Consider the following 25,144-nt stretch of genomic DNA (forward strand, 5'->3'; position numbering starts at 1 on the left):
GGGCGTCGGCATCGAGACCTGGGTGCCCGAACCGGTCGCCTGGGAGTGGGCCCAGCACCTGGCCGACGACTGGAACACGGTCATGACCGCGTCCTCGGCCGAACGCAGGGCCCTCTCCCGCGCCCGCATTCCGATGCCGGAACCCCTCTACCGGGACACCCGCGAGGTGATCGAGACCTTCCTGCGCGCGATCACCGAGATCGAGCACGTACGCGTGATCGCCGCGACGCCGGAGAGCGCGCTGGAGGGCCTCAAGGACCAGGTCATGCAGCGCGCGCCCGGCAAGCGCAAGAAGGACGTCAAGACCGGCGCCAGCGACAGCACCTGGCTGCGCGACGTGCGACGGGCCGCCGGAGGTTCGCTGGACGACCTGCTGTTCCTCACCGAGGACAAGGACATCAGCGCGGCCTGCACCGCCTGGGGGCTCGACGCGCCGCTCACCAGGACCCGGCAGCAGCTCCGGCCGACGCTGTTCAACGTCACCGTGGACGACGGCCACGCGACCCGCGAGGTCGTACGCCACCTGCTGGCACGCCTGCCGATCTGGGTGGACGCCGGGTGGAGCGACAGCGAGCCCGTCTTCGACATCGGCGACACGCCCAGCCTGAACCGGGCGATCGAGGCCGACGGCGAGGGCGACCTGCGGGTACTCGGCGCGAACGTGGTCCGGCTCACCCGGCTGGCCGGGCTCGACGACGTCACCGTCGTGTCCACCCAGACCGAGGCACCGCGCTGGCCCGGCGAACTCGGACCGCCCACCCACGACCAGGCCCTGGCCACCGTGTACTTCCTCGGCGACTCGGAGGCCACGGTGAACCGCATGGATCCCGGCGCAGGGCCGGAGACGATGACGGTGGGGTACGAGGACGTGTTCGTCCGGGCGGAGCTGGCGTTCCACTTCACCGACGGGGTGATCACCGGGGTCTCGGCCGAAGGGGACGCCCACGTGTCCCTGCCGTCAGTGACGTACGGGGAGGCCGACGACGCGATCGAAGACATCCGGGAGGCGCTCACCTGCGTGCCGGGACTGGTCGTCCCCGACGACTTCCTCGCAGATGAGCACCGGCTGGTCATCCCCGGGCATGCGGCGGAGCTGACGTTCACCTGGCTGCCGAGCGACTTCTGGGCCTTCCGCGTCGAAATCCGGGTCGACGACGAGTCTGATTACGCCGAGGTGAGCTGCGAGTACAACGTGGACGCCTGGGTGGGCGGGAAAGACGGGTTCCACATGGTCGACCCCTTCTATCCCGTCGTCGAGGAAGGGGACCTCGCGCCCGGCAACCCCATCTGGTCCCTGCCCGCGTGGGTCATCAAGCGCCTGGACTGGGACAGCGGTGACGGCCACGGGCGTGCTCCTGGGTGAGAGGAGCACGCCGCGCGGCCGTCAGGCGGTCAGCCGCCGTTGATGACGAACTGTGTGCCCGGTTGGCGCACGATGTTGCCGGTGGCCGAGTTGGTGATGGTCACGTTGGTCAGGTTCGCGTTACCGCGGGCGCCGCTCATGGCCAGGATGCCGGCGCCGTTGTTGGACTTGTCGATCCTCACGTTCGTGATGGTGACGTTCGGCATGTTGCCGCCGCCGGTCTTGAACTGGATGCCGTCGTAGGTGGAGTCGAAGATGTCCGTGTCGCGGATCGTGACGCCGGGGATGTCCGGGCCCTGCGGGAACAGGGTGATCGCGCCGAACTCCTGGTCCTCGTTCCAGAAGACGCCACCGGCCCGGTAGAGCGCGTTGTTGGCGATCAGCGTCGTCCCGGAGAAGGGCAGCGGGTCGTGGTCGGTCGCCAGCATGATGCCGGGGTAGTTCATGGTGTCGTAGATGAGGTTGTTCTCGATCTTGTTGCCGTACCCGCCGTAGACCGCGATGCCGTTGGCGCGCCACGGGAGCTGGATCGTGTTGTTGATGAACTGGTTGTCGTGGGCGATGTCCACGGCCTGGTTCTTGACGTACTTGTTGGCCCAGACGGCCAGGGAGTCGTCGCCGGTGTAGCGGAACGAGGAGTTGAACACCTTCGAGTTGCGGGTGCCGTTGGTGAAGTTGATGCCGTCCGCGTACGTGTTGCGGATCCGCATGCCGCTGAACTCCAGGCCGTCGCCCGGTCCCCACAGGTCGGGGATGTTGTCGAAGTCGCGGCCGACCCAGACGCCCACGTTGGCGTGCTCGATCCAGACGTTGCTGATCTTGGTGTTGAGGCCGAACCGGCCGTTCAGGCCGACGCCGCCCTCGGCGTTGCCGTCACCGCCGCGGATGCGGCCGGAACCGAAGATCGCGATGTCCGAGATCTGCACGTTGTTGTCGATGTCGAAGCCGAAGTTGCCTTCGTGCGGGTGGTTGATGCTGCCCTGGGCGAGGTGCGGCTCGGTCAGCGTGTACAGCTGGGAGTGCCACATGCCGGCGCCGCGGATGGTGACGTTGCTGATGCCCACCTGGTTGAACTGGCCCCGGTTGAGCGGGTCGTCGGTGAGGATCTTCTTCTCCTGGCGCCACTGGCCCGCCGGGATCCAGACGCAGCTGATGACGCCGTTCTGGTCGTCGGTGACCGCCCGCTGGATGGCGGTCGTGTCGTCGAGGCCGTCGTTGGGGACGGCGCCGTACTGGGTGATCGAGGTGCAGCCGGCCGGCTGGCTCGCCGCGGGCGCGACCTGCTCCAGGTCGATCAGGTCGATGATGTAGAAGGTCGCGTTGTCGGTCGCGTCGCGCTGCAGCCGGAACCTGGTCCCGGCGGGGTAGCTCTGCGAGAGCAGCGCGTGCGACTCGTCGAACATCCGCCGGGCGTCGGCCTGCGGGGTGTTCGTCAGGCCCTCGGGCTGGTCGGTGTTCCCGTAGAGCCAGCTGTGCCGGGACGAGAGGGTCAGTTTCTGGGCGAAGGTCCCGTTGATGTAGAGGCTGATCGTGGCCTCGGTGCCGCCGCCGCCCGGGGCGTCGGGGATCGAGTTGCGGACAACGATCGAGTTCGCCTGGTTGGTCGAGGTGAACTCCACGAACTGGCCGGTGTTGTTGAGCCGGACCGACTGGCGGCCGGAGGACTCGGTGGCGAAGTTGGTGTGGCCGAAGGTGCGCAGCGGGTCGGCGGTCAGCAGGGTGCCCTGGTAGCTGGCGGACTCGGCCTCGTACTCGACGTACGGGACGGCCGCGCCGCGTCCGACCACGATCGACTGCGAGAGCGTGTTGTTGCCCTCGTTGGTCTCGGTGAGCACGTTCGTGGCGTCGGCGGTGGCGGTGATGGTGGCGCCGCCGCTGGTGGCGGTCCAGCTGCCGGTGATCGCCACGTTGGCGGTGGCCCCGGCGGCGATGGACGCCGTGTTGGTGTTGAGCGTGGTCCCGCCCACCGACAGGCGGGTGACCGTGGTCACGCCCGAGGCGGTGGTGCCGCGGTTGTTCACGGCCACGGTGAAGGTGACCTGCGCGCCGACGGCCGGGTTCGGCGGGTTGGAGGTGATGCCGGTGACCTGGAGGTCAGGGCCCGGAGCCTGGGCCACCACCAGCGGCGAGGAGGCGACCAGGACGTTGTTGGCCTCGTTCTGCTCGAAGACGGTGTTGTCGGCGTCGGCCCGGGCGCTGACCTCGTAGCTGCCCATCGCGCGGGTGCCGATGGCGGCGGTCACCGTGGCGGTGGCGTTGACGGCCAGGGCGGGCAGGGTGGCGGTGCCGACCAGCGCGCCGCCGAGGTTGAAGTTGACGCTGTCCGCGGCGCTGGCGGCGGTGCCGGCGTTGCGGACGGTGGCCGACAGGGTGATCGCGCTGGTCTCGTTCGGGGACGTCGGGGTCCACGAGACGCCGGTGACGGTCAGGTCCGGGTTGGGGGCCGGGACGCCGAAGACCTGGAACTCGGCGACCTGGCCGCCGGGCGCGCCGGTGTTGCTGGTGAACCGCAGCTGCACGTCGGCGACGGTCGCGTTCAGGTTGATGGTGACCGAGTTGCCGCCGGAGGCCGGGTTGAAGGTGTAGTTGGCCGCCGACACCAGGTTGCTGTAGCCGGTCGCGCTCTGCTCCCGGCCCAGCACCTGGATGTTCTGGGTACGGGTACCCCACTCGGAACCCGGATTCAGCTTCACCACCACCGAGCTGACCACCGCGTTGGCGCCCAGCTTGACCGTCAGCGTGTTCGGGAAGGCGCCGGAGTTGGCCTCCCAGTAGGTGGCGGTGTTGTTGTCGTTGGCGTTGGCCGCCACGAAGCTGTGCACGTGCCCGGACTCCACCATCTCCTTGCCGAGGGCCAGGTTGGAGCCGGGGTTGCCGGTGCCGGTCCGGGTCACGCTGTTGCTGTCGGCCGACTCGTTGCCGGCCGCGTCCTTGGCGCGTACGACATACGTCACCGTGGCACTGTCCGGCTGCGTGTCCGTGTACGTCAGGACATTTCCGGCGACGCTGGCGCGGAAGGAGTTGTTGGCGTAGACGTCGTACCCGGTCACGCCCACGTTGTCGGTGGAGGCCGTCCAGGTCAGCCGGATCTGGCCGCTCGCCGGCTGGGTGAAGGCCAGGTTGCCGGGCGCGCTCGGGTCCTGGTCGTCGACCGACTGGCCCTGGCGGGTCACGCTGTTGCTGTTGGCCGACGGGTTCCCGGCCGCGTCCTTGGCCCGGACGAAATAGGTGACCGTGGCGCTCAGCGGCTGGGTGTCGGTGTACGTGGTGACGTTGCCGACGCTGGCCCGGAACTGGTTGTTGGCGTAGATGTCGTACCCGGTCACGCCCACGTTGTCGGTCGAGGCGGTCCAGGTCAGGCGTACCTGGCCGGGCGTCTGCTCGGTGAACGCCAGGTTCGTGGGAGCGCTGGGCGGTACGGGGTCGACCGTGCCGCCGGGGCCGTACACCTCGAACTCGGAGATCTGGCCGGCGGCCCAGCCCGTGTTGCCGGTGATGTTGAGCCGGACGTACCGGGTGACGGCGGTAGTGAAGTTGATCGTCACGGTGTTGCCGCCGGCCGGGTTGAACACGTAGCCCGCGGATCCGACGATGTCGGTGAACGAGGATCCGTTCGTGCTCCCCTGTACGGCGAGCGTCTGCGTCCTGGTCGCCCAGCCCGAGGCCGGCAGCTTCAGCACGACCCGGTTGACGCTGACCGAGGAGCCGAGGTCCACCTGGAGCCACTCGGGGAAGACGTTGTTGACGCTCTCCCAGTAGGTGGCCTGGTTGCCGTCGTTGGCGTTGGACGCCACGTAGTTCTGCGCGACGCTGCTGCCGGTCATGGTCCGGCCGGCGGCCAGGTTGCCGCCCCCGCCGCCGCCGTCCGCGCCGTAGATCTCGAACTCGGAGATCTGCCCGGCGGGCCAGCCGGTGTTGGCGGTGATGTTGACGCGCCAGTACCGGTGGCTGGCCGCCGCGAAGTTGATCGTGACCGTGTTCCCGGTCGCCGGGTTGAACGTGTAGTTCGCCGAGGCCACGACCGTGCTGTAGTTCGTGCCGTCCGCGCCGCCCTGGACCGACAGCGTCTGGGTACGGGTCTGCCACGCGCTCGGCGCGGGCACCTTCAGCACGATCTGGTCGACGCTCGTCGCCGTGCCCAGATCGATCCGCGCCCACTGCGGGAAGCTGTTGTTCGCGCTCTCCCAGTAGGTGGACTGGTCACCGTCGTTGACGGCCGACACCGCGTGCCCGGCCGTGGTGGTGCTCGCCTGGGTCGCCTTGCCCAGCGACAGGTTGGGTCCGCCCGCGGCGGAGGCCGGAACCACGGCCCCCACCACGAGCAGGCCGGCCGCGACCACGGTCGCGACCAGCCGTAACGGCAGGTTCAGTCTTCTCATTCGCGTTCGTCTTCTCTCGTCAGGCATGACTGGGTCGCGGCACGAAGGCATGCGCCTTCACCGCACACGGATGCGGGACAAGTGCACGGACGCAGTGCAATCCCTGAGTTGCGAGGAACAGCGAGAAATTGGATGGCTTTTTGCAAGCTTCTTGCGTATCGCTGATCGGATGTTACATACGCGCAACAGTCCCGTCAACGGTCGGGAACAGCCGTGCTCAGACGGCTCGAAGAGGGCTCACGCGGGGGGTCTCACGCGGGGGAGGTCAGCACAGCACGTCGGGAGACGCCGCGGCGGTCTCGGCGGCGGAAATGTTTACGTAATAGGCCCGGGCGTTTTCCACGTTGACGCTGTAATAAGCCATGGTGTTCGCCACGGGACGGCTGAAGCACACCGAACTCGGCAACGCTTCGACCTCCACGGGAGTCCAGCCCAGCGATTGCGCGCGCTCCGTGTAGAACGCCACGACGTCGGAAATCTCATCCGTGGTTTCAAAAGATCGGCCGACCGTCAGGTAGTGGTCGTCCGTCTCGCAGCCCGTGTACAGGTCACCGTCGGGCGTGGACGCCGCGGGATGGCTGTCGAGTATATCGTCCGAGGTCAATTGGGAAAGCACCGCGTCGCTTCCCGGGAAACACTCCCTGTCCAGCGACTGGTAGATCGAGGCCGCCCCGAAAATCAGCAATCCAGCCATGCAGGCGAAGAAGATGGTTACACGGTGCCACATTCGCATGGATGAAACGGTCCCTTCGGCGATCTTCGCGCTGTGGAAGCATTCCAGGGTTACGTTTCTGACTGGCGCTGTCCAGTGCCGGGACGGCCCATTGTCGTCAGCGGTCCTGAATGGTCGTCAGGTGGGGGTTCAGTGCAGACGGCGGATCTCGCCGTACGCGCGATAGAAGCCGCCGCTGCCGGCCGTGCGGATGCCTTCGACCAGGTAGCGGGCACCGGCCTCGCGGATGCCCTTCGGGAACTGCACGTGCCAGCCCTGGTCGTAGCCGGGGGAGATCACCCGGACCCGCAGGCGGTCGCCGTCCGGGAAGCACTCCACGGTGATGCCCTCGTCGGAGAGGTCGGCGGTCTCCACGACGAGGGTCGGCTCGACGGCGGGCAGTCCGGCGGCGGCCTTCACGTCCACCGGCTCGGGCACGGTGCCGGACTGGGCGGCCAGGATCGCCTGCTCAGAGGCGTCGATGCAGGCCAGCGTGCCCTGGCCGGTGACGATGTAGAGGCGCTCGTCGAGGTACTGCATGGACAGGGCGGAGCCGCAGCCGGTGGCGAGTTTCCACAGGCGGGTGCCGTTCTCGTCGAAGCAGTAGACGGAGGAGGAGCTGTCGCCGGCGAAGACGTACCGGCCGCCGGGGGCAGTGGCGCAGGAGTAGATGGTGTCGTCGCAGTGGTAGGTGGCCTCCTCGGCGCCGTCGGCCTTGGCCAGGCGCACCACGCGGTCGGCGCTCGTCCCGGCGTAGACCGAACGCTCCTCCTGCCAGCCGAACAGGACCGCGCCGGGGATGTTCCGCTGCCAGACCGGCCTGCCGTCGGCGGCGTCGTAGCGGGCCACGCCGCCGGAGTGGCCGTGGTAGACGGCGTCGCCGTCGCAGCGCACCATCCAGCCCGAGGATCCGTTGCTCTTGCGCTCCCACTGGAACTCGTCCTCGTGGTCGATGGCGGTGATCCGCCCGGCCACGTCGGAGACGCCGAGCACGCCGTCGTAGATGTCCAGCCAGTAGATGTCCACGTCCTCGGCGATCTCGTACGCCACCCGCGGCACCTTGCCGGAAAGGTCGTAGACGCGGCCGTCGTCGGCCCCCGCGTAGATCCAGAAGTCGTCGCCGACGATGCACTTGACGCCGTCGGGCAGCTTGAAGTGGCCGACCACCGAGCCGTCGTGCGTCACCTTGTAGACGTCGCCGCGCTGGTTGCCGACCCAGCACCGGTCCTGGTCCACGAAGATGCCGAACGCGGCCGACCCGCTGGCGAAGCGCCACAGCACCGGCGCCCGCCGTGCGGTGGACGCCCGGCTCACGATCGGCCGCCGGGTCACCGCCCGCCGCTGCCGCACCCCCCGCACCGCCGGCGCGTACCCCTTGCGTAACTTCTCGTCGATCTTCTTCTTGGCCGCCGCCTGGGCCTTCTCGGCGTTCGCGAAGGACGAGACCTTGGTCTGCCCCGGGACCCCGATCCGGCCATAAGTGATCGACACATCCGTGCCGGAGACGATGACCTCGTAGTACTTGTGCGCGCTACCGCTGTCTTCCGACAATTCCAGATATGTCATGACGCCTCCCGCTCTCCTGATCAATGGGCGAGAGCGTACGGGACCCTGGCGACATTTTCCGCGGATCAGACATTGCCCGCGGCGAGGCGGCGCTGCTCCTCCTCGACGATGCGCCGGGCCACGGATTCGTCGGAGATGTCGATCGCGCCGGCCGTGTTCTCGGCGACCTCGCTCCTGCGCGCGTACGCGTCGAAGAGTTCCGCCTTGTCGTCCAGGATCTCCAGCAGCCGCTCGTCCACGCTGTCCACGGTGAGCAGCCGGTGCGCCTGAACCGTACGGACCTGTCCCATGCGGTGCGCACGCGCGATGGCCTGGGCTTCCACGGTCGGCTTGAGCTGCGGCTCACAGATGATCACGACGGACGCGGCCTGCAGGTTCAGGCCGGTTCCGCCGGCCTCTATCTGGCTGAGCAGGACGGCGTGACCGGCCGCCGCCGAGAACGTGTCGACGATCCGCTGGCGGCGTGCCGCCGAGAGCCCGCCCGTGATCGGCCCGTGGACGTGCGGTCCGAGGGCTTCGCCCACCACCGCGAGCACGTCCCGGAAATAGGAGAAGACGATGACTTTCAGCTCGTTGTCGGCGGCTTCCTTGACGATTTCCACGAGCCGTTCGAGCTTGGCCGACTCGGCGGGGACCGCGTACGCGGCGCGGCGCATGAGCATCCATTTCCCGGCCGACACCGCGCTCCGGTAGACGTCCAGGTCCGCCGCGCTCATCTCCTCCCACTCGTCGACGCGGAGCACCGGCGGGAGTTCGTCCAGGACGTCCTGCTGGTTTCTCCGGAGGTACACGGGGGCGACCGCTTTACGGAACGCGGTGGGCCCGGCCACGCTGTCGTTCAGCCGGAGCTCGGCAGCCAGCCCGGGCTGGAGGTACGCGACCAGATTGCGGAATTCCTCGACCCGGTTCTCCATGGGCGTACCGGAAAGGAAGAGCACCCGGTCGACGCGCGAGCACCACGCGGCGACGGCCAGTGAGCGTTTGGCGCCGGGATTCTTGATGTAATGCGCCTCGTCCACCACCAGCATCTCCACGGCCAGGCCGCCGGGAATGGCGAGCTGGTCGAGCATGGCGAACGTGGTCACCGCGACGCCCCCGCGGCGGACCCATTCCGCAGTGGCCTCGGCGCGCTCCGGGCCGTGCAGCGGGTACGCCTTGAGGGTGCTCCGGCGCTCGATCTCCCGCAGCCAGTTGATCAGGACGCTCGCCGGGCAGACCACGACGAAATGCGTGCCGCCCCCCGCCCTCAGGTGGGCGAGCGCGGCGATGGCGACGACCGTCTTGCCCAGGCCCATCTCGTCGCCGATGATCGCCCGGCGCTGGGCCAGCGCGTAGCGGGCGCCGAACGCCTGGTATCCGCGCAGCGAGACCGTCCGGTGCGTGTCGTCGAGTTCCTGGGCTTTGACCCGCTCGGCGATGTCCTCGGAGAGGAAACCTTCGGCGGCCGGCCGGTCGGGGCCGACGCCGGAGATCTCGGCCAGCAGGCCCTGGTATTCGGGCGCCTGGATCTCGTAGTCCGTCCAGGCTTCGAAATCGCCGCTCACCGGGCGGAGCAGATCGACGGACGCCTGCGCGAAGAGCGTCGCCGCCTCGTCCGCCGTGGCTTCGGCGAGCAGGGACGAGATCTCGCGTACGGCCTCCCTGGCCCGGTCGCGGCCCTTGGCCCCGGCGAACAGCATGCGCAGGCGGCTCCGCGCGGGTCGCGCCGCGGGGACGGCCTGGGCCAGCCTGGCCTGTACGGTCCCGGCCAGCCGATGCGTACGCTCCAGGGTGGGACCGGCGTTGACCAGCCGTTTCAGGGCCTTGAGCAGGTCGGTGGCGGGGGCGTCCTGCCGGTCGACGTCGATGCGCACGCTGACGGAGTCCGCCACGGCGCGCTCGATCTGCTGGGCGGCGGCGTGGATGTGCCGCGCCGACTGCGGTCCGACCCCGGGAAGCAGCTGCAACTCGTAGGGAGTGGCGCGGAGAACGTCCCGTACGGAGGTGTAGCCCGCCTGTTCGAGCGGTCCCAGCCGGAGGCGGCCTTCCGTCACGTCCTTGAGCCGGTGCAGCGGAATCGCGGCCAGGTCCCGCTGCGCGGCCTCTGTCCGGACCACGGACAGCGCCTTCTGGACGTCGGCACGGGCTTGGTCGTAGTCGGCCAGAAAGCCCTGGGTGGTCTTCTGTAACGAGGCCGCCGCCGCGAGGACCACCCTGACGTCCCGGGTGGAGAAGATGGCTTCCACGTTCCGCCCTCACCAGCACACGGCGGATCAGCCCGCTCACCAGAGAAGGTACAGGAGGCCTCGTCCTGAGGTGTTGCTTTGTGGCTACTTCGGGGATTCGTGTGGTTACGCGAGCATGGGCTGGTGTACAAGCGGAGGTCGAAATCACCCACGCGTAAGGACAACCGTGCGCCCACGGAGTCGACTCCGTCGAGGCTGGAGGATAAGCCGCGAATCGACGGCCTGAACAGGGCCACTCCCCGGATCGTCCCCCGGCAGCAGACGACCAGCCTCACGGAGGATCAGCCCGCTCTCGTCAAGGACAAGGGTTCCGGGCGAAACGACCGGGTCGATCAGGTCGACCGCATCCAGCGGCAGGAGACGGTCCAGACGGGCGAGCGGCCCGTACGTCAGGTGCGGGTCGGGCGGCAGCCGGATGTGGCGTTCGGCGACCAGCCCGGCCTCCAGGCGAAGGTCGACTACAGCGCCCTGGTCAAGGTGACGCCGGACACGGAGGAGAACTTCTTCAACGGGCTGAACACGCTGCTGGGCTCGGATGAGGAGCTCTGGCCGCACGTCGAGAGTCTCGGCGAGAACGACCGCTGGTGGCTGACGCACGCCCTGTATCTGCACGCCTCCAACAGGGGCACGCTGCCGCCGGAGTTCGACCACGCGGCCGCCGTCGCCCGGCTGCTCAAGCGCGCGGGCCGGCACACCACCATGCCGGGTGACCCGGACCAGGCGTTCGAACGCGAGGTGCTGTCGGTCGGCGGCTGGGCCGGATCGGTGCTGACCCGCGAGCTGAAGCCGCCGCCGGACCAGTACGCGCGCGTCATCGACGGCCTCTACAACCCCCGGGGCTCCGGCGGCCAGGCGATCGGCCCGTTGAAGAAGGACGTGCTGCGGGACACGCTGCTGCCCGCGCTGGAGACCATGATGGACACGGAGATCGGATACTGGCGGCGCGGGGACGAGCCGCTGGAGGCGGAGCCTCTCGACCGGGTCAGGGGTGTGGCCTCCTATGTCCAGGACTACGTGGCCAGGGCGCTCGGGCCGTACCCGCTGGCCTGCCAGGACGGTCCGTACTGGGAGGGCTTCCGGTACGCCGACCGGGTGCAGAGCACGGCCGAGTTGCCGACGGAGCCCGAGCACCTGCTCAACTACCTGCGGAACCGGGCCCAGCTGATCGGCCGGGCCGCCAAGTACGACGCGCCGCTCGTGCAGGCGTCCTTCGACGGGAACCGCGCGGAGGACGTCCAGGAGCTGGATCGGCTGCTCGCCGAGTTCCTGAAGGGCGAGCGGATCTGGCGGTCGGTGCACGTGCTCATCAAGCGGACGGGCGCGCACACCGGAGGCGAGGGCAACATCTCGATCCAGCCCATCCTGCCGAACGAGACGTGGGGGACGAAGGCCGACTGGCGCTGGCGGACGCTCCGGACGCTGGTGCACGAATTCCTGCACCGGCTGGCACATCCGGCCTTCACCGCGAAAGCGACCACCATCGGGCATGGGCAGGTGCTGAAGGAAGGCTTCGTGGACCTGCTCACCGTGGACGTCTTCGCGAAGCTCGCCGAGGACGTCGGGAAGTCGCCGGAGCTGTGCCGTCGCCTGCTCGGCGAGCTCGGCCTGGGCACGACGCCCAAGGATTCGCTGATGCACGCCGACTACGGGCAGGCGAGCGACTCCGCGGAGACGATACGCAGGGCGGTGGGGGACAAGAACGTGCGCGCCGCGTTCTTCCTGGGCGCCACCCACCTGATCGGCCTGCCCTGACCGGAAAGCCGTCTCCGAGTGACGGGCGGGAGCCCCGAAGCGGTCTGCTTCGGGGCTCCGGGCGTCAGCGTGCGCCCGCGCGGTACATCAGGATCAGGCCGGCGTTCAGGAGCGCCTGCGGATCTCCGTCCAGCACCAGCCGCCACGTCGGCCCGCCCACGCCGAGGCCGGGCGTGCGCAGCAGCTTGCCGTGGTCGAGGGCCATGCGCGGATCCCCGTTGAGCAGGAACCGCGCCGAGCCGCCTTCCGCGAGCTGGTACGTGGCGTGGATGCCGGTGATCTGCCGCCCGTTCATGCCAGGGAACATCTCGGGCGAGAGGGGCAGCACGAGCGCGCCGTCCTCGTCCTCGAAGAGCCGGCTCCACTCGTCGGGGAACTCCCCGGCCACGTCGAAGTACCGCGCCGCCGGATACGGCTTGAGCATGCCCTTCACCGCGTTGCCGAAGACCTCCCCACCCTGCTCGGCCGTGTACTTGACGGTGACCGTGACGTCGAACAGGTCGACCGGCCCCGCCGCCTCCAGCCGCCAGGTGGACACCGCGCCCGTCCCTTCGAACGGCAGGTACCGGTCGTCGTCGAAGCGGAGTTCGAACAGCCCGTTGTTGTCGCGGCCCTCCTCCAGGTCGGAGAGGGCGATCTGCTGGCTGGGCCGCCAGTCGGACCGTACGGACGCGGGCGGGGCGCCCTTGGCGTCGAGCAGGAACTTGACGCCCTTCGGGTCCGCCGACAGGACCGTCTTGTGGCCGAGCTGGGTGAGGGTGGCGTTGACGCCGAGCGGGCCTTCGTAGCCGTCGAAGGTGACCGACAGGGTTCTGATCCTGCGCCGGTAGTGGCCGGGGAAGTCCCGGTCGAAGAGGGCTTCGGGGAGCGCGAACTCGCAGCGGCCCTCGTTCCTGAAGGCGAGCACCGCCAGCGGGTCCAGCTGGAGCAGCGACACCTTCTTGGTGATCTCCAGCCCTCGGCTGTCCCCGTCCACGTACGCCTTGCCGAGCCGTTCCAGGTCCACGCTCAGGCTGTCGCCCGCGAGCAGCCCGTTGCGGCGGCCCTCCCAGTAGACCGGCTGGACGAACGCCTCGTCGACGCCCCGTTCGTACTGGTAGGCGCGTTCTGCGGACTTCGCCATCTCGTGGGCCATGTCGTACGTCTGGAAGTACAGCCCGGACAGGCGTCCCGACATCCACTGGTAGAGCTGGAGGTTGCTGAACTTGTCCTTGAGGAAGGCGGCGACCTCACGCTGGTTGGCGATCTCCTGGTTGACGATCTCCAGTTCGCGTTCGGCGATGGCCACCTGGTGCCCGGAGGCGTTGACCTGGTGCTGGAGCTGGACGATGTCGGCCTCGGCCATCATCAGCTGGTACTTCCAGTCGCCCTCCTGGCGCTCCTGCTCGGCGCGTACGCCGAAGAGCTCGCCCAGCACGCTCAGGCCCTCGCCCAGGGACTCGGCGATCTCGGCGCCCTTGTCCAGCACCTCGCCGGCCTGCTCGCCGCCGAACTCGGTGCCCATGATGAAGGGCCCGGCGAGCACCTGCGGCAGCGCGTACGCGATGGCCGAGCCGACCTTCAGGCCGCTGGCGATGAAGTGGGAGACGGCGGCGCCCGTCATCGAGTCGATCTGGGCCTGCTGGGTGGCGCTGATCCCGGCCGCGATCAGGCCCTCGTAGTAGGTGGCCCGCGACTTGGCCGCCGCCAGTGACGCCTCCGCCTCACCCAGGGTCTCGACGGCCACCTTGACCTGCGCCTCCCTGACGGACCTGGTCAGCGCCTGGATGGCGGCCTCCTGCCGGTTCTGCAGCAGGGTGAGCTCCTCGTTGTCCTTGCGCTCCAGCACGCCCAGCAGGTCGTTGCCGAACTGGCGGACCCGGTCCACCAGGTCCTGCGCCTTACGGTGCAGGAAGGCGAACCGGTAGTGCGGCACGGGCGCGGTCACACCCGCGCCGACCTGGTCGGGGGTGAGCCCGGCGGCGGCGCCCCGCACCAGCGCCATCACGTCCACGGGCGGCTCGAACAGCGGCAGCGGCTGGCTGACGCCGAGGATGTTGAGCGACTGCCTGATCTTGCGCAGCCGGTCCTCGACCCGCGTCCAGTAGTCCTCCAGCAGCGTGTTGTCGGGGATGTAGAAGTAGGAGCCGGCCACGCTGCCGTGGATGGCGCCCATGCCGTCGAGCATGCTCCCGCCCGCCGTCAGCCGCTCCGCGTACGGATCCTCCACCGCGCCCGGCAGCTCGCCGTAGGTACGGGTGGGCGGCAGCGTACGCGTCCCGACGCCCTGCGGGCGCCGCCCGAGCAGGTCGTAGGCGAAGATGTAGAGCATCCGCGCCTCGTCGATGCTCTCCATCGTGTACTGCCGGAAGAGCAGGTCGCCCCAGTCGAGCAGGTTGTCGATGTAGGCCATGACCACCGCCCGCCGGTACGCCACCGGCCGCAGCTCCGCGATCGCGTGCGGATCGAACGGATCCTCCAGGTACGCCCTGAGCAGCGCGTCCCGGTCGCCCATCAGCTCGCACTGCCGGCGCAGCCGCCCGAGCATGAAGACCTTCTCCTGCAGCTCGGGACGCCCGTTCAGGGCCAGCTCGATGGGCCGCACCCGGGCGGCGAGACCGGCGAGGGTCACGTACTCGGCCGGGGTGAAGTCGCGCGCCCGGTCGAAGGCGGGGGCCATCTCCGCCACCTCGTCGAGGATCGGCCGCAGCTCCCCGGCCACGTCGTCGGCCCGCGAGCCGAGGGCGTCCAGGTCGGCCCGGCAGGCGCGGACGAGGGCCCGCACGTCCACGGCCAGGAACGGCAGGAACCGCCAGTACCGGTCCAGTTCGGTGGGGTCGAAGATGTACTCGTACCAGCGCCGCGCGTCCTCGAACTTCTGGGCCGCGTTGAGCGCCTGCGCGATCAGCAGCGGCGCGTGGAAGAAGATCTCCCAGTAGTAGCGCCCGCTCGGGCTCTGGAAGTCCAGGTGGGAGCTGGCCGGCACGTCCGTCACCCACGGGTGGACCACGATGGTGGTCGGGTCGGGGGTGTCCCGGCCGAACGCGGGCAGCTCGTTGATCTCCTGGGTCCCGGGGGCCAGCAGCGCGGCCACGCCGCCGGTGAGCAGCGTGCGGTTGAGCTCGAACGCGGTGCTGGAGGTGAGCCGGACCACCTCGTGCGGCAACGTCGCGAACTCGTACGGCCGCGGCACGCTCGCGCTCTTCGACGCCGCCACGTAGTGGTCGCCGAGGAACAGGTAGAGGTCGCTGTCGGTGTCCATCGCCCCGGTGAACCGGGTCAAGAAGTCGGCGGGCAGCGACCGCCAGTTGCCGCCGATGTCGATGAACGAGTCCGCCCGCAGCGTGCCGAGCTCCTGGTTCGCGCCGATGACCGCGTACCGGCCGGTGCCGAACACGTAGCGGATGTCGCCGCGGCGGAAGACGGCCTTGACCCTGGCCGCCAGCGGCTTGGGGTAGCCGGCGTCGATGGCCTCGGGGACGCCGCCGTCGGCGCCGAGCGTGTAGCGGACGTACTCCTCGCCGCTGGTCAGGTAGAGGTGGCCGTTGGACAGGTGGGCCGAGTCGACGGCGCCGGTACGGGTGATCGCGGTCGGGACGCGCCCGAGTTCGCGGCTGGACTGCGGCCGTTCCAGCCCGCCGGAGCCCTGGACCACGTAGGTGCCGTCGTTGTTGTCGAAGTAGTAGGGCGTGTTGCGGTAGGAGAAGGCGGCGCCCATCCGCGACCAGCGCGGCAGCCCGTCGTCGTTGTCGGCGAGCCGCTTCGGGTAGCCCTCGTCGGCGCGGCCCTCACCCGAGTAGCGCAGGTAGTGCTCGCCGAAGAAGACGAACAGCTGGTTGCGCCGCGGCAGCACCGCGTCCACCCGGCTCCTGGACGGCACCGCCCACTTGTCCTTGACCGGCCTGAGCTGGTCGAGCGCGCCCGACTCCACGTAGCCGTCGCGTTCGTGGGAGAAGAAGTACTCGGTGCCGTTGGCCGCCGTGTACGCGGCGTCGATCCTGGACCAGCGCGGCAGTCCCTCGTCGTTGCTCTCGATGGGCTTGGGGTAGCCGGGGTCCACCGCGCCGAACGGCCGTCCCCCGTGGTAGCGGTAGTACTCGCGGCCGGAGAACACGTACGTGTGCTCCTTGCGGACCAGCACCGCGTCCACGACCCCGGTCGAGGTCAGGCCGTTGCTGATCACGCCCCAGCGGGCGGCGGTGGACTCGTTGGTGCTGCGCAGCTTGCCCTTCGTCCGGGTCACCAGGAACTGCTGGGTGAGGTTGTCGAAGAAGTAGCGGGTGCCGTCCGGCAGTTCGAAGCCCGCGTCGATGCGCTCCCAGACGGGCAGCCGGTGGCTGTTGCCCTTGAGCGGCTGCACGGGCGGGTCGTCGCCGGGGGCGACGGTGATCGGTCGGCAGAGCAGGCTGCCGCCCTTGTGGTCCACGCTGAACCAGGGGCCGTCGGGGGAGTTGACCGGCATGTTGAAGCGGACCAGGGTGCGGGTGTCCACGGGCTCGTTGAAGATCTTCGAGAGTTCGACGATCCTGGCCGGCCGGGTGGCGGCGGCCACGGGCACGGCGTACAGCTCGGGGGTGAGCGCGAACGCGGTGCTGCCCGGGACCGGACCGGCCGGGGTGTGCGCCGTGTAGGAGCAGGAGATCACGATGGAGTCGTGGGTGTCGCCGGAGAGGGTGGCGGAGGCCTGCACGAACAGGCTGACGTCGGTGATCGGGCCGACCACCTCCGGGCCCGGCGGCAGCATCTGCGCGGGCACCCACTCCTGGTTCAGGTTGCAGAAGGAGTAGGAGATCCGCACCCGGTACCGGGGCGGCGGCGCGCTGACGTTCTGCTTGTCGCCGTCCTGCTTGGTGACGATCGTGGTCGCGCCGGTGGCGGGCGGCGGGATGGTCTCGACGTTGGTCCAGAAGACGAACACCCGGCCGAAGGCGTGCACGGGGTCCACCCGCTCGGCGTCGATCTGGATGTCCACCTTGAGCCACGGCTCCCAGGTCGCCGACAGCCGTTCGCCGTCCCGGAACTCGGCCTCCCGGTAGTAGTAGCGGCGCGGCTCGGTCCTGGTCTGGCCGAACAGCACCAGGCGCCGGGTGTTCTCGTCGGCGTCGTCCTCGCGGTAGACGTACGCGCCGGCGATGGCCAGCCGGGACACCTCGGTGTACTCGTCCAGGTAGCGCTTGTACGCGTGCAGCACGGCGTCGGCCGTGATCTCGCCCTGGAGCAGGTCGTTCTCCAGCTCCCTGAACGCCGGGGTCTTGGTGTCGCGCAGTTCGGGGCGGATGTAGTTCTCGGGGTAGAGGAACACCTTCCGGTTGGCTTCCCAGATCCGGTAGTTCTTCAGCCACGACCACCAGGTCCTGATCTTCTGCCGCAGGTCCTCCTCGTCCACGCCCATCGGCGGGGTCAGCCGCTCCAGGTCGAGCAGGTAGCGGTGCAGGTAGAGCTGGGTGGCGGCGATGGCCTCCCGGACGCGGGAGGTGGTGGCCACCGCGCCCATCTCGACGTCCACGAGCAGGTGCTCGTACAGCTCCCTGGAGTTCTCGATGTCCGGGTGCAGGTGCAGCGCGGCCGGGAGCAGCGCGTCGCGTCTGAGCAGGTTGAGCTCGTCGTGCATGGTCTTGGCGAGGATCTTCCAGTCCTCCGGGCCGTGCCGCCGTTCGAGCAGCCGCAGCAGCTCGTCCGCGCCTCCGTCGAGGTCGGCGCGGCTCCAGATCCGCGCCCACACGTCCGGGTAGAGCCGGGACGGCCCTGTTCCGGCCTTCGCGGCCAGCGCGAACACCTCGACGAGCTTCAGCACGAACTCGACCTCGAAGCGCTCCTCCTCCAGCGGGAACTCGGTGAGGACCCCGGCGTTGCGCTTGACCCAGCGCAGCTCGTCCACGTCCCACCCGAACAGGGCGGCCAGCCGCTCGTACGGGTCGGCCGCGCCCGCGCCGAGCAGGTCGGCCAGCCCCGGCCGGGCCCTGGCCAGCTCGGCGAAGCGCACGATCGTGTGCACGTCGCTGAGGCGGTAGTCGGCCTTGTCGGACCAGCGGTGCCGGAACGCCTGCGGGAAGGTGCGGTCCAGGACGTCGTAGCGGCCGGTGTAGCGGACGTACCGGTCGTCCTTGATGAGGTAGGTGGCGCCTTCCAGGACGAACGCGCCCGTGATCCCGGCCTCGAAGGCGGCGGGCAGGTCGCCCCAGTCGTCGCGGATGGTCCGGGGGTAGCCCTCCTCGACCAGGTCGAGCACGCCGGGGCGGTAGCGGATGTACTGGCCGCCGCGGAAGGCGTACAGCTCGCCGGAGGGGGCGACGAACGCGGCGTCGATGACCGGTCCGGCCGCGAACTCGTTGCGGATCCTCCCCCACTGCTCCGTCACCGGCCGTACGGCGTCGCCGGCCAGGAAGCGGGTGCCCTTGAACAGGTAGACCTGCCCGTCGGCGGACCGGAAGGCGGCGTCCAGGCCGTCCTCGAACTCCTCGGGCAGGGCGGCGAGGCCAAGCTCCGCCGCCAGCGAGGGCGCGATCGTGCGCGGGTAACCCTCGTCCGCGTAGGCGTACTCGGTGCCGGTGTAGCGCACGTACTGGTCGCCGGAGAACAGGAACGTGTGCTGGTCGCGGACGAGGGCGGCATCGACCTTGCGGTCGTCCACGATGGTGTTGCGGACCCGGCCGAGCATGCCGATCTCGTACGACCCGACCGGCGTGCGGGAGACGACGTGCAGCGCGCCGCCCACCACCAGGTACGCGGTGCGCGGGTTGGCCACCGCCGCGTCCACGACCTTGCCGGCGCCCCGGTCGGCGACCGCGTCCTCGAAGGTCTCCGCCAGGTTGGCGAAGGCCGGTTCGGCGCGCAAGTTGGCCGCGATCGGCTTCGGGTACCCGGGGTCCACGTAGCGGTATCCGGAGCCGGTGTAGCGCACGTACTGGGTGCCGGAGAACAGGAAGGTGGTGTCGTCGCCGAAGACGATCGCCGCGTCGATGCCGCCGGTGCCGTCGTGCGGGACGAACGGGTTGAGCGACCTGCCCCAGCGGTCGCGGATCGGGGCGAGCGGGCCGAGCACGCGGTCGGCGTAGCGGGCGTACCGCTCCTGGAAGAAGAAGTAGGTGGCGCCGTCCAGCGCGGTGAACGCGGTGCGCAGCGCGTCGCCGGGTTCCAGGTCCTTGCCGAAGCCACGCCAGATGCGCTCGATCGGGCGGGGGTAGGACCACTGGCCGGTGGCCTCGCTGAACTGCACGCAGCGTTCGCCGCTGAGCAGCAGCATGGTGTCGCCCTCGAAGAGCACCGCGTCGGGCGCGGGGAAGCCGTCCGGGGCCTTCCAGAACGTCTGGTCGGTCACGATCGGGTAGCCGGGGTCGGGCTCCAGGTAGGGGCCGTCGTCGCCGGTGTAGACGAGGTGGCGCATCATGCCGGTCTCGTCGGCGTGCTCGAACAGGTAGGTGACCCCGTTGCGCGCGTACGCGAGCGCCACGCTCGCCAGCCCGCCCCAGTGCTCGCTGATCGGCTTCGGCTCGCCGTCGATGGTCTCGGCGTTCGTGCTGTACGTGACGAACTGGTCCCCACTGAACAGGTACGTCTTCCCGTCCCGGCCCACGAACGCCGCATCAACCGCGTTTTCCTGATAAATCGTGTTACGGGGGCGGCCCCACTCCTCGGCGAGCGGGTAGTCGCGGTTGATCCGCGTGTTGTAACAGGCCGGACCCTTGAACAGGTACGTGGTGCCGTCCGCGCCGGTCAGCACCGCGTCCAGGCCGGACCGGAACTCCGGCGGCACACTCCGCAGCCGCAGCGGCCGCACCGGCGTGCCCCCGACCGGCCCTTCCAGCGCCGAATGCCGCCGCCAGCCGCCGGGCCCCTCGACCAGCACCGCGCCGTTCTCCACGTACGCGCACGTGATGCCCGCCAGGTCGAGATCGTCGTACTTCCGGTACAGGGTGTCGGAGACGACGTGCCACATCCCGCCCCGGAACAGGTAGACGTTGCGCCGGTCGGCGAACGCCGCGTCCACCCCGTCCAGCTTCACGGTGAGCGCGCCCAGCCTCGGCTCCGTGGACAGCGACGAGATCGCGCGCGGATACCCGTTCTGCACGGTCGTGTAGTCGTGGCCCTCGTAGCGCACGTACTGGTCGCCGGAGAACAGGTACGTGTAGGTGCGCTTGGTCTCGACCCCGTCGACCAGCTCGACCGCGTCCGTGACCAGCGTCGCGTCCACCCGCCCGGTCCTGGCGACGGCGTTGGAGACGTTCCCCCAGAACCTGGCCACCGTGGCCGGGTAGCGGTCGTCGATCTGCGTGTAGTCCGCCGTCGAGTAGCGGACATACCGCTCCCCGGAGAACACGTACGTCTTGCCGTCCTTGCCGACGAAGGCGGCGTCCACCTTCGTGAACGGGATGCTGTCCCAGCGGTCGCGCAGCGTACGCGGCTCCGACCACCAGCGGTGCCGGGTGTCGAAGACGACGAAACGGTCGCCGGAGAACAGGCACGTCTGGTTGTCGCGGCCGGTGAACACGGCGTCGATCCTGGCGAACCCGGGGTCGTCGGCCAGCGTCACCGGCAGGTTCCACCAGTTGTCGGCCAGCGGCTTCGGGTAACCGGCGTCGGGGACGGTGTAGTTCCTGGTGGAGTAGCGCACGTAGAAGGGGGTGTCGTCGCCGTACACCTTGAGACGTTCGCCGGCGCGGCGGATGGTGAGCACGAGGGAGCCGTCGGCGGCGACCTGCCACTCCGGCGACGCGCCGGACACGGGCGCGTCGGCGGCCACGGTGACGCCGTGCTCCTGGAGGCGGCGGCGCAGCGCGGGGTTGAGCCGCCCGGAGGCCAGCTCGGCCTCGTAGTCGGCGGGCAGGTCGAGGATGAGACCGACCGGGCCGAACAGGTGGGTGGCGCCGTCCATCACGAACGCGGCGTCCACCCGGTCGAGCCCGCCCCAGTCGCCCCCGATGCCGCGCGGGTAGCCGAGGTCCGCCACCGAGTAGTCGGCGGTGGAGTAGCGCAGGTAGCGGTCGCCGCTGAACAGGTAGGTCTTCCCGTCCAGGCCGACGAACGCGGCGTCGACCGTGCCGCTCGGCAGGACGGGCGCGAGCACGCCCCAGCGCTCCGCGGTCGGCGCGGCCGACACGCCGGTGGGGCCGAGCGCGACCGTCCTGCCGTCCTTGAACAGGTGCACGGTCCCGGAGCCGTCGGCGAAGGCCGCCTCGACCGCTCCCTCGAACTCGACCGGCACGTCCGGCCGCCACGCCTCGATGCGCTTGGGGTAGCCGTCCGCGACGCGGACCCCCGTGTTCTCCAGGCTGTCGGTGTAGCGCACCACCTGGTTCCCGGCGAACAGGAGATATCCCTCCCCGTCGGCGTAGGCGGCGTCCACGCGGGCCGCGTCGGCGAAGGTGTTGCGCAGCTTCCCCCACCGCTCGGTCAGCGGCTGCTCGGCGCCGCCCACCGCGACCCACCGCTCCCCCGTGAACAGGTGCGTACGGCCGTCGAGCCCCTGGAAGCAGGCGTCCACCGCCTTCCGGAACGTCTCCGGCAGCGCCACGTCCCGGCCTTCCGCCTCCCACCACTCGGTGACCGCGCGCGGGTAGCCCTCGTCGGCGAACGCGTAGTCCGCCGTGCTGTAGCGCAGGTACTGGTCGCCGCTGAACAGGTACGTCCGGCCCTCGACGTCCACGAACGCGCTGTCGATCCGCCGCGGATCGGCGAAGTTGTTCCTGACCTTCCCCCAGACCTGCTCCCTGGCCTGCCAGCGGGTGCCGCCGGCCGGCCGTACGAACGCGCGCGAGACGCCGTCCACGCCCCGGCCGACGATCCACTCACCGCCGTCGGTCTGCGTGAACGCGGCGTCCACGCCGGCCAGCCCCGCGAAGCGCGACGACAGCTCGGTGAGCGGCTTCTGGCGGGGGTCCGCCAGCGCGTACGTGGCGGCGGAGTAGGTCCAGTAGCCGGCGCCCTGGAACACGTAGATCTTGCCGTCGGCGCTGGCCAGCAGGGCGTCGAACCGGTCGAGTTCGGCGGGCAGGGCCAGCGGCTCGGGGAACTTGCCCGCGAGGTCCTGATCGTGGAAGGCCACCGCGACCTCGACCGGGTCCAGGGCCAGCTTGCCGGCCAGCCGGGCGAAGCGCCGGATCCGCCGGTAGGAGCGCCGGAAGTGGGGGTCGTCGGCCGCCGCGTCGTCCTCGGCCAGGGCGGGCGCGACCAGGAGGTCGAGGGCGTCCGGGGTGACGGCCGTGCAGATGGCCTCGACGACGGGGGCGGCGATGCCGAAGACGTCCTGGAGGACGGTGAGCAGGGCGCGGCGCTGCTGGGCGGCGAGCGCGTCGAGGCGGTCGAGCACCTCGGCGACGCCGGCGGACAGCTCGGTCGCCACGGCGTGCAGCAGGAAGAAGATGTCCTTGTCGTAGTCCTCGACGCCGGGCACGGTGAAGTCGAGCGCGTTGGTGATCGTGCGGAAGTAGCGCAGCCGCTCCTCGGGCACCGCCAGGGCGTCGTCCAGGTGGCCGGCGTCGATGAGCATGCCGACCAGCAGCGCGCGCTCCTCGTCGTCGAACCCCAACTCGGTCAGGGCCGCCAGATCCAGCCGGTACGGCGCCTGCGCCCGCAGGATCGCCGCCACGCGCTGGTAGACCAGCGTGCCGTCCACCTCGGTGAACCCGGCGCCGAGATCCAGCCATCCCTCCGGGTCGGCGAACAGCTCCCGCACGTCCTCGCGTACGCGTCCTTCCGTGGTGACCTTCCCGTCGAGCCGGTCGACGACCCGCTGGCTCATCACGTCGTCGGCCACCGGGGCGAAGTCGCCGGGCCCGAACGTGGACAGCTCGGCCCGGCGGGCCGCGATCTGGCCCTTCATGCCGTCCAGGATCAGGCGGCGCATCGGGTAGAACTCCAGCGCGATCCCGAACTCGTCCACCGGCAGCGCGCCGAGCGCGATCTTGTCCTGGTAATTGCCGTCCGCGTCCAGGAGGCCGTTGAAGCGCAGGCTCTCGGTGAGCGTGACCAGCTGGGTCTCGGTCAGCCGCAGCTCCGCGAAGGCCCCCAGGTCGATCGGGAGTTTCTCCTCGCGGAACCAGTCCATGCGCTCCCGCAGCGTGGCCAGCACGCCGTCCACCACGTCGTCCAGGTCGGCGCCGGCGGTGAACAGGGCGACGTTCTCCGGGTCGGCGAAGAAGCCGGGATCGACCACCTCGCCCGACTCGTCGAGGTAGCCGTGGTAGAGCAGGTTGTCGTACAGCTCGGCCTGTTCGACCTCGGTCAGCTCGGGGAGGGCGTTGGCCAGGTCGGAGGGGTAGAAGCCGCCCTCCAGACCGGCCATCGCCTCGAACAGCGGGGCCGCCAGCTCGTCGAAGTCGCTGGACAGCACCAGCCCGGCCGGCACGTCGTCGCCGGTGAGCCGGCCGTCCGCCTGGAGCAGCCCGCACAGCACCAGGTTGGTGAAGATCTTGGTGGTGAGCCGCTCGTCCAGGCCGAGCCCGAGGAAGTCCTCCCTGGTCAGCACGGCCAGGTCGGCGACGGCGTCGTACGCGGCGGTGGCCGCCCTGGCCCGGTCGAAGCGCAGCAGCCGAGGGTCGCGCGGCGAGACGACCCCGTCCTCGTACGCGATGAGCACGTCGTGGATCACCGCCGCGGCGCGCTCGTCGAACCGGTCCGACACGAACACCCCGGGCGACAGCCCGACCGTCTCGAACCGGTCCCTGATGCCGGCCAGCACGGCGTCCTGCTCCTCCTCGGCCTCCGGCTTGGCGGGCTCGCCGAGGATCTCGGTCAGCTCCTGGCCGCCGAAGCCCCAGGTCCGCATCCAGGCGACCACCGCGACCAGCGTCTGGGCGAGCCACAGGCTGGAGGCGGCGTCCGTGCCCTCCAGGATGCGGTGGCAGTCCTGGGTGGCCGGCTCGATCACCGGCAGCAGGGGGAAGGTCGTGTACCGCTGGATCGACGGATCGGCCTCCAGCGCGGCCAGCACGCCGAACAGCTCCCCGACCGAGAGGCCGAGCGTGTCCACCAGGCGGCCCACCCGGTGCAGCAGCGACAGCGCGGCCACGTCCAGCGGCCGATCGAACGGGCTGGTCTGGTGCGGGCTCGCGTACCGGTCGCGGAAGCGCTGCACGACCTCGGCGATGTCGGCCTCGGCCAGGTCGATGGATCGTGCCAAATGCCGCCGGTAGTCGCGGTTCTGCGGGGCCAGCAGGTCGCCGGAGGGGATCGGGACGTCGTTCACGGTCACCGGCAGCGTGCGCGCGGTCAGCGCGGCGATCGTGTCGTACGGCAGGTCGTGCGCGCGGTGCAGGTGCACGGCCGCGGCGAGGGCACGCAGTCCGGCCAGGTCGAGCGTGTCGCCGGCGCACGAGGTCAGGACGAGGTCCAGGTCGGTGAAGGAGAGGCCGGTGCGGCGCGAGAGCCGTACGAAACGGCTGACACGGTCGAACCACGCCGCGGGGATCTCGCCGCCGCCGGTCACGAGGGTGCGGTCGTCGGGGGCGACGGACACGACCTGGCCGCCCTGGTGCACGAAGAAGGTCTCGGGGGAACGCTCCAGGAGCGGGTCCTGGTAGAGCAGTTCGCGCAGTTCCGCGCCGGTCATCGAGGTGGCGGTCAGGAAGCGCGTGACGTCCGCCAGCACGGCCGTGGTCTCCCCCGGCGCGAGCCCGTAGAACTCCCCGACGTCCGCCGCCTCGGTGGTCACGACCTCGGCGTCCTCGGGCGTCAGCCCGAGATACTCCCGGGCCACCGTGTCCCGGTCGATCCGCGCGGCGAACAGCCGGTAGAACTCCACCGGATCGATGTCCAGATGGCGCAGGTACGTGGACAGCCGCGCGTTCCGCAGCGAGAACGGCAGCGCGAACGGATGGCGAAGCTCCCGCAGCCGCTCGTACGGCTCGTCGCCGACCAGCGTCTCCAGCACGCCGTTGACGATGTCCAGATACGGCGTGAGCTCGAAGGTGTGCTTCGCGTCGAGAGGGATGCGCCCGAGGTCGGGACGGCGGGTCAGCAGGGACGTGTCGTCGAACGTCTCCCGCAGCAGCGTGAGCAGATCGACGAGATAGGCGGCCGGCGAGTAGACCGACCTCGCCTCATCCCCCTCCCGGAAGTCCAGTTCCCCGAAGAGCCGTTCATAGCTGGGTAATGAGGCATCGCTTCGCACGCGGTAATCCCCCTCGGTGAATGCCCCCGATCGGCCGACTCATGGTCGCCGATCCGGCGT

7 protein-coding genes are annotated in these 25,144 nt (G+C 69.9%); 2 read left to right on the forward strand and 5 right to left on the reverse strand.

Features of this window, described 5'->3' with window-relative positions; translation table 11 throughout:
- Window positions 1–1,363: hypothetical protein (locus Aph01nite_RS09675; protein ID WP_204040454.1), on the forward strand; the 1,363-nt coding region annotated here is incomplete at its 5' end.
- A gap of 29 nt (window positions 1,364–1,392) precedes the next feature.
- Here the strand turns inward: Aph01nite_RS09675 and Aph01nite_RS09680 are convergent.
- The 4 genes from Aph01nite_RS09680 to Aph01nite_RS09700 all read right to left on the reverse strand — a co-directional run bounded on the left by Aph01nite_RS09680 (window position 1,393) and on the right by Aph01nite_RS09700 (window position 10,245).
- Window positions 1,393–5,742, reverse strand: coding sequence for a galactose-binding domain-containing protein (locus Aph01nite_RS09680; RefSeq protein ID WP_239161531.1), 4,350 nt, complete (start codon window positions 5,740–5,742; stop codon window positions 1,393–1,395).
- A gap of 265 nt (window positions 5,743–6,007) precedes the next feature.
- Window positions 6,008–6,436: a hypothetical protein gene (locus Aph01nite_RS09690; protein ID WP_204040455.1), complete on the reverse strand. Its 429-nt coding sequence runs from the start codon at window positions 6,434–6,436 to the stop codon at window positions 6,008–6,010.
- 168 nt (window positions 6,437–6,604) lie between these two features.
- Entirely contained in the window at window positions 6,605–8,020 is a 1,416-nt protein-coding gene (locus tag Aph01nite_RS09695; protein ID WP_204040456.1) for a WGR domain-containing protein, read from the reverse strand.
- A gap of 65 nt (window positions 8,021–8,085) precedes the next feature.
- Window positions 8,086–10,245 carry a DEAD/DEAH box helicase gene (locus Aph01nite_RS09700; protein WP_239161532.1) on the reverse strand — a complete coding sequence of 720 codons (2,160 nt, stop codon included), beginning with the start codon at window positions 10,243–10,245 and terminating at the stop codon, window positions 8,086–8,088.
- Between the two features lie 123 nt (window positions 10,246–10,368).
- On the opposite strand from Aph01nite_RS09700, the gene Aph01nite_RS09705 reads away from it, so the two are divergent.
- Complete coding sequence (locus tag Aph01nite_RS09705; RefSeq protein ID WP_204040457.1) at window positions 10,369–11,997, forward strand: hypothetical protein; 1,629 nt, start codon at window positions 10,369–10,371, stop codon at window positions 11,995–11,997.
- A gap of 64 nt (window positions 11,998–12,061) precedes the next feature.
- Here Aph01nite_RS09705 and Aph01nite_RS09710 read toward each other — a convergent pair whose 3' ends face one another.
- Entirely contained in the window at window positions 12,062–25,084 is a 13,023-nt protein-coding gene (locus Aph01nite_RS09710; protein ID WP_204040458.1) for a hemopexin repeat-containing protein, read from the reverse strand.
- Window positions 25,085–25,144: the final 60 nt, after the last annotated feature.

The organism is Acrocarpospora phusangensis (assembly GCF_016862995.1).
GTDB lineage: Bacteria > Actinomycetota > Actinomycetes > Streptosporangiales > Streptosporangiaceae > Acrocarpospora > Acrocarpospora phusangensis.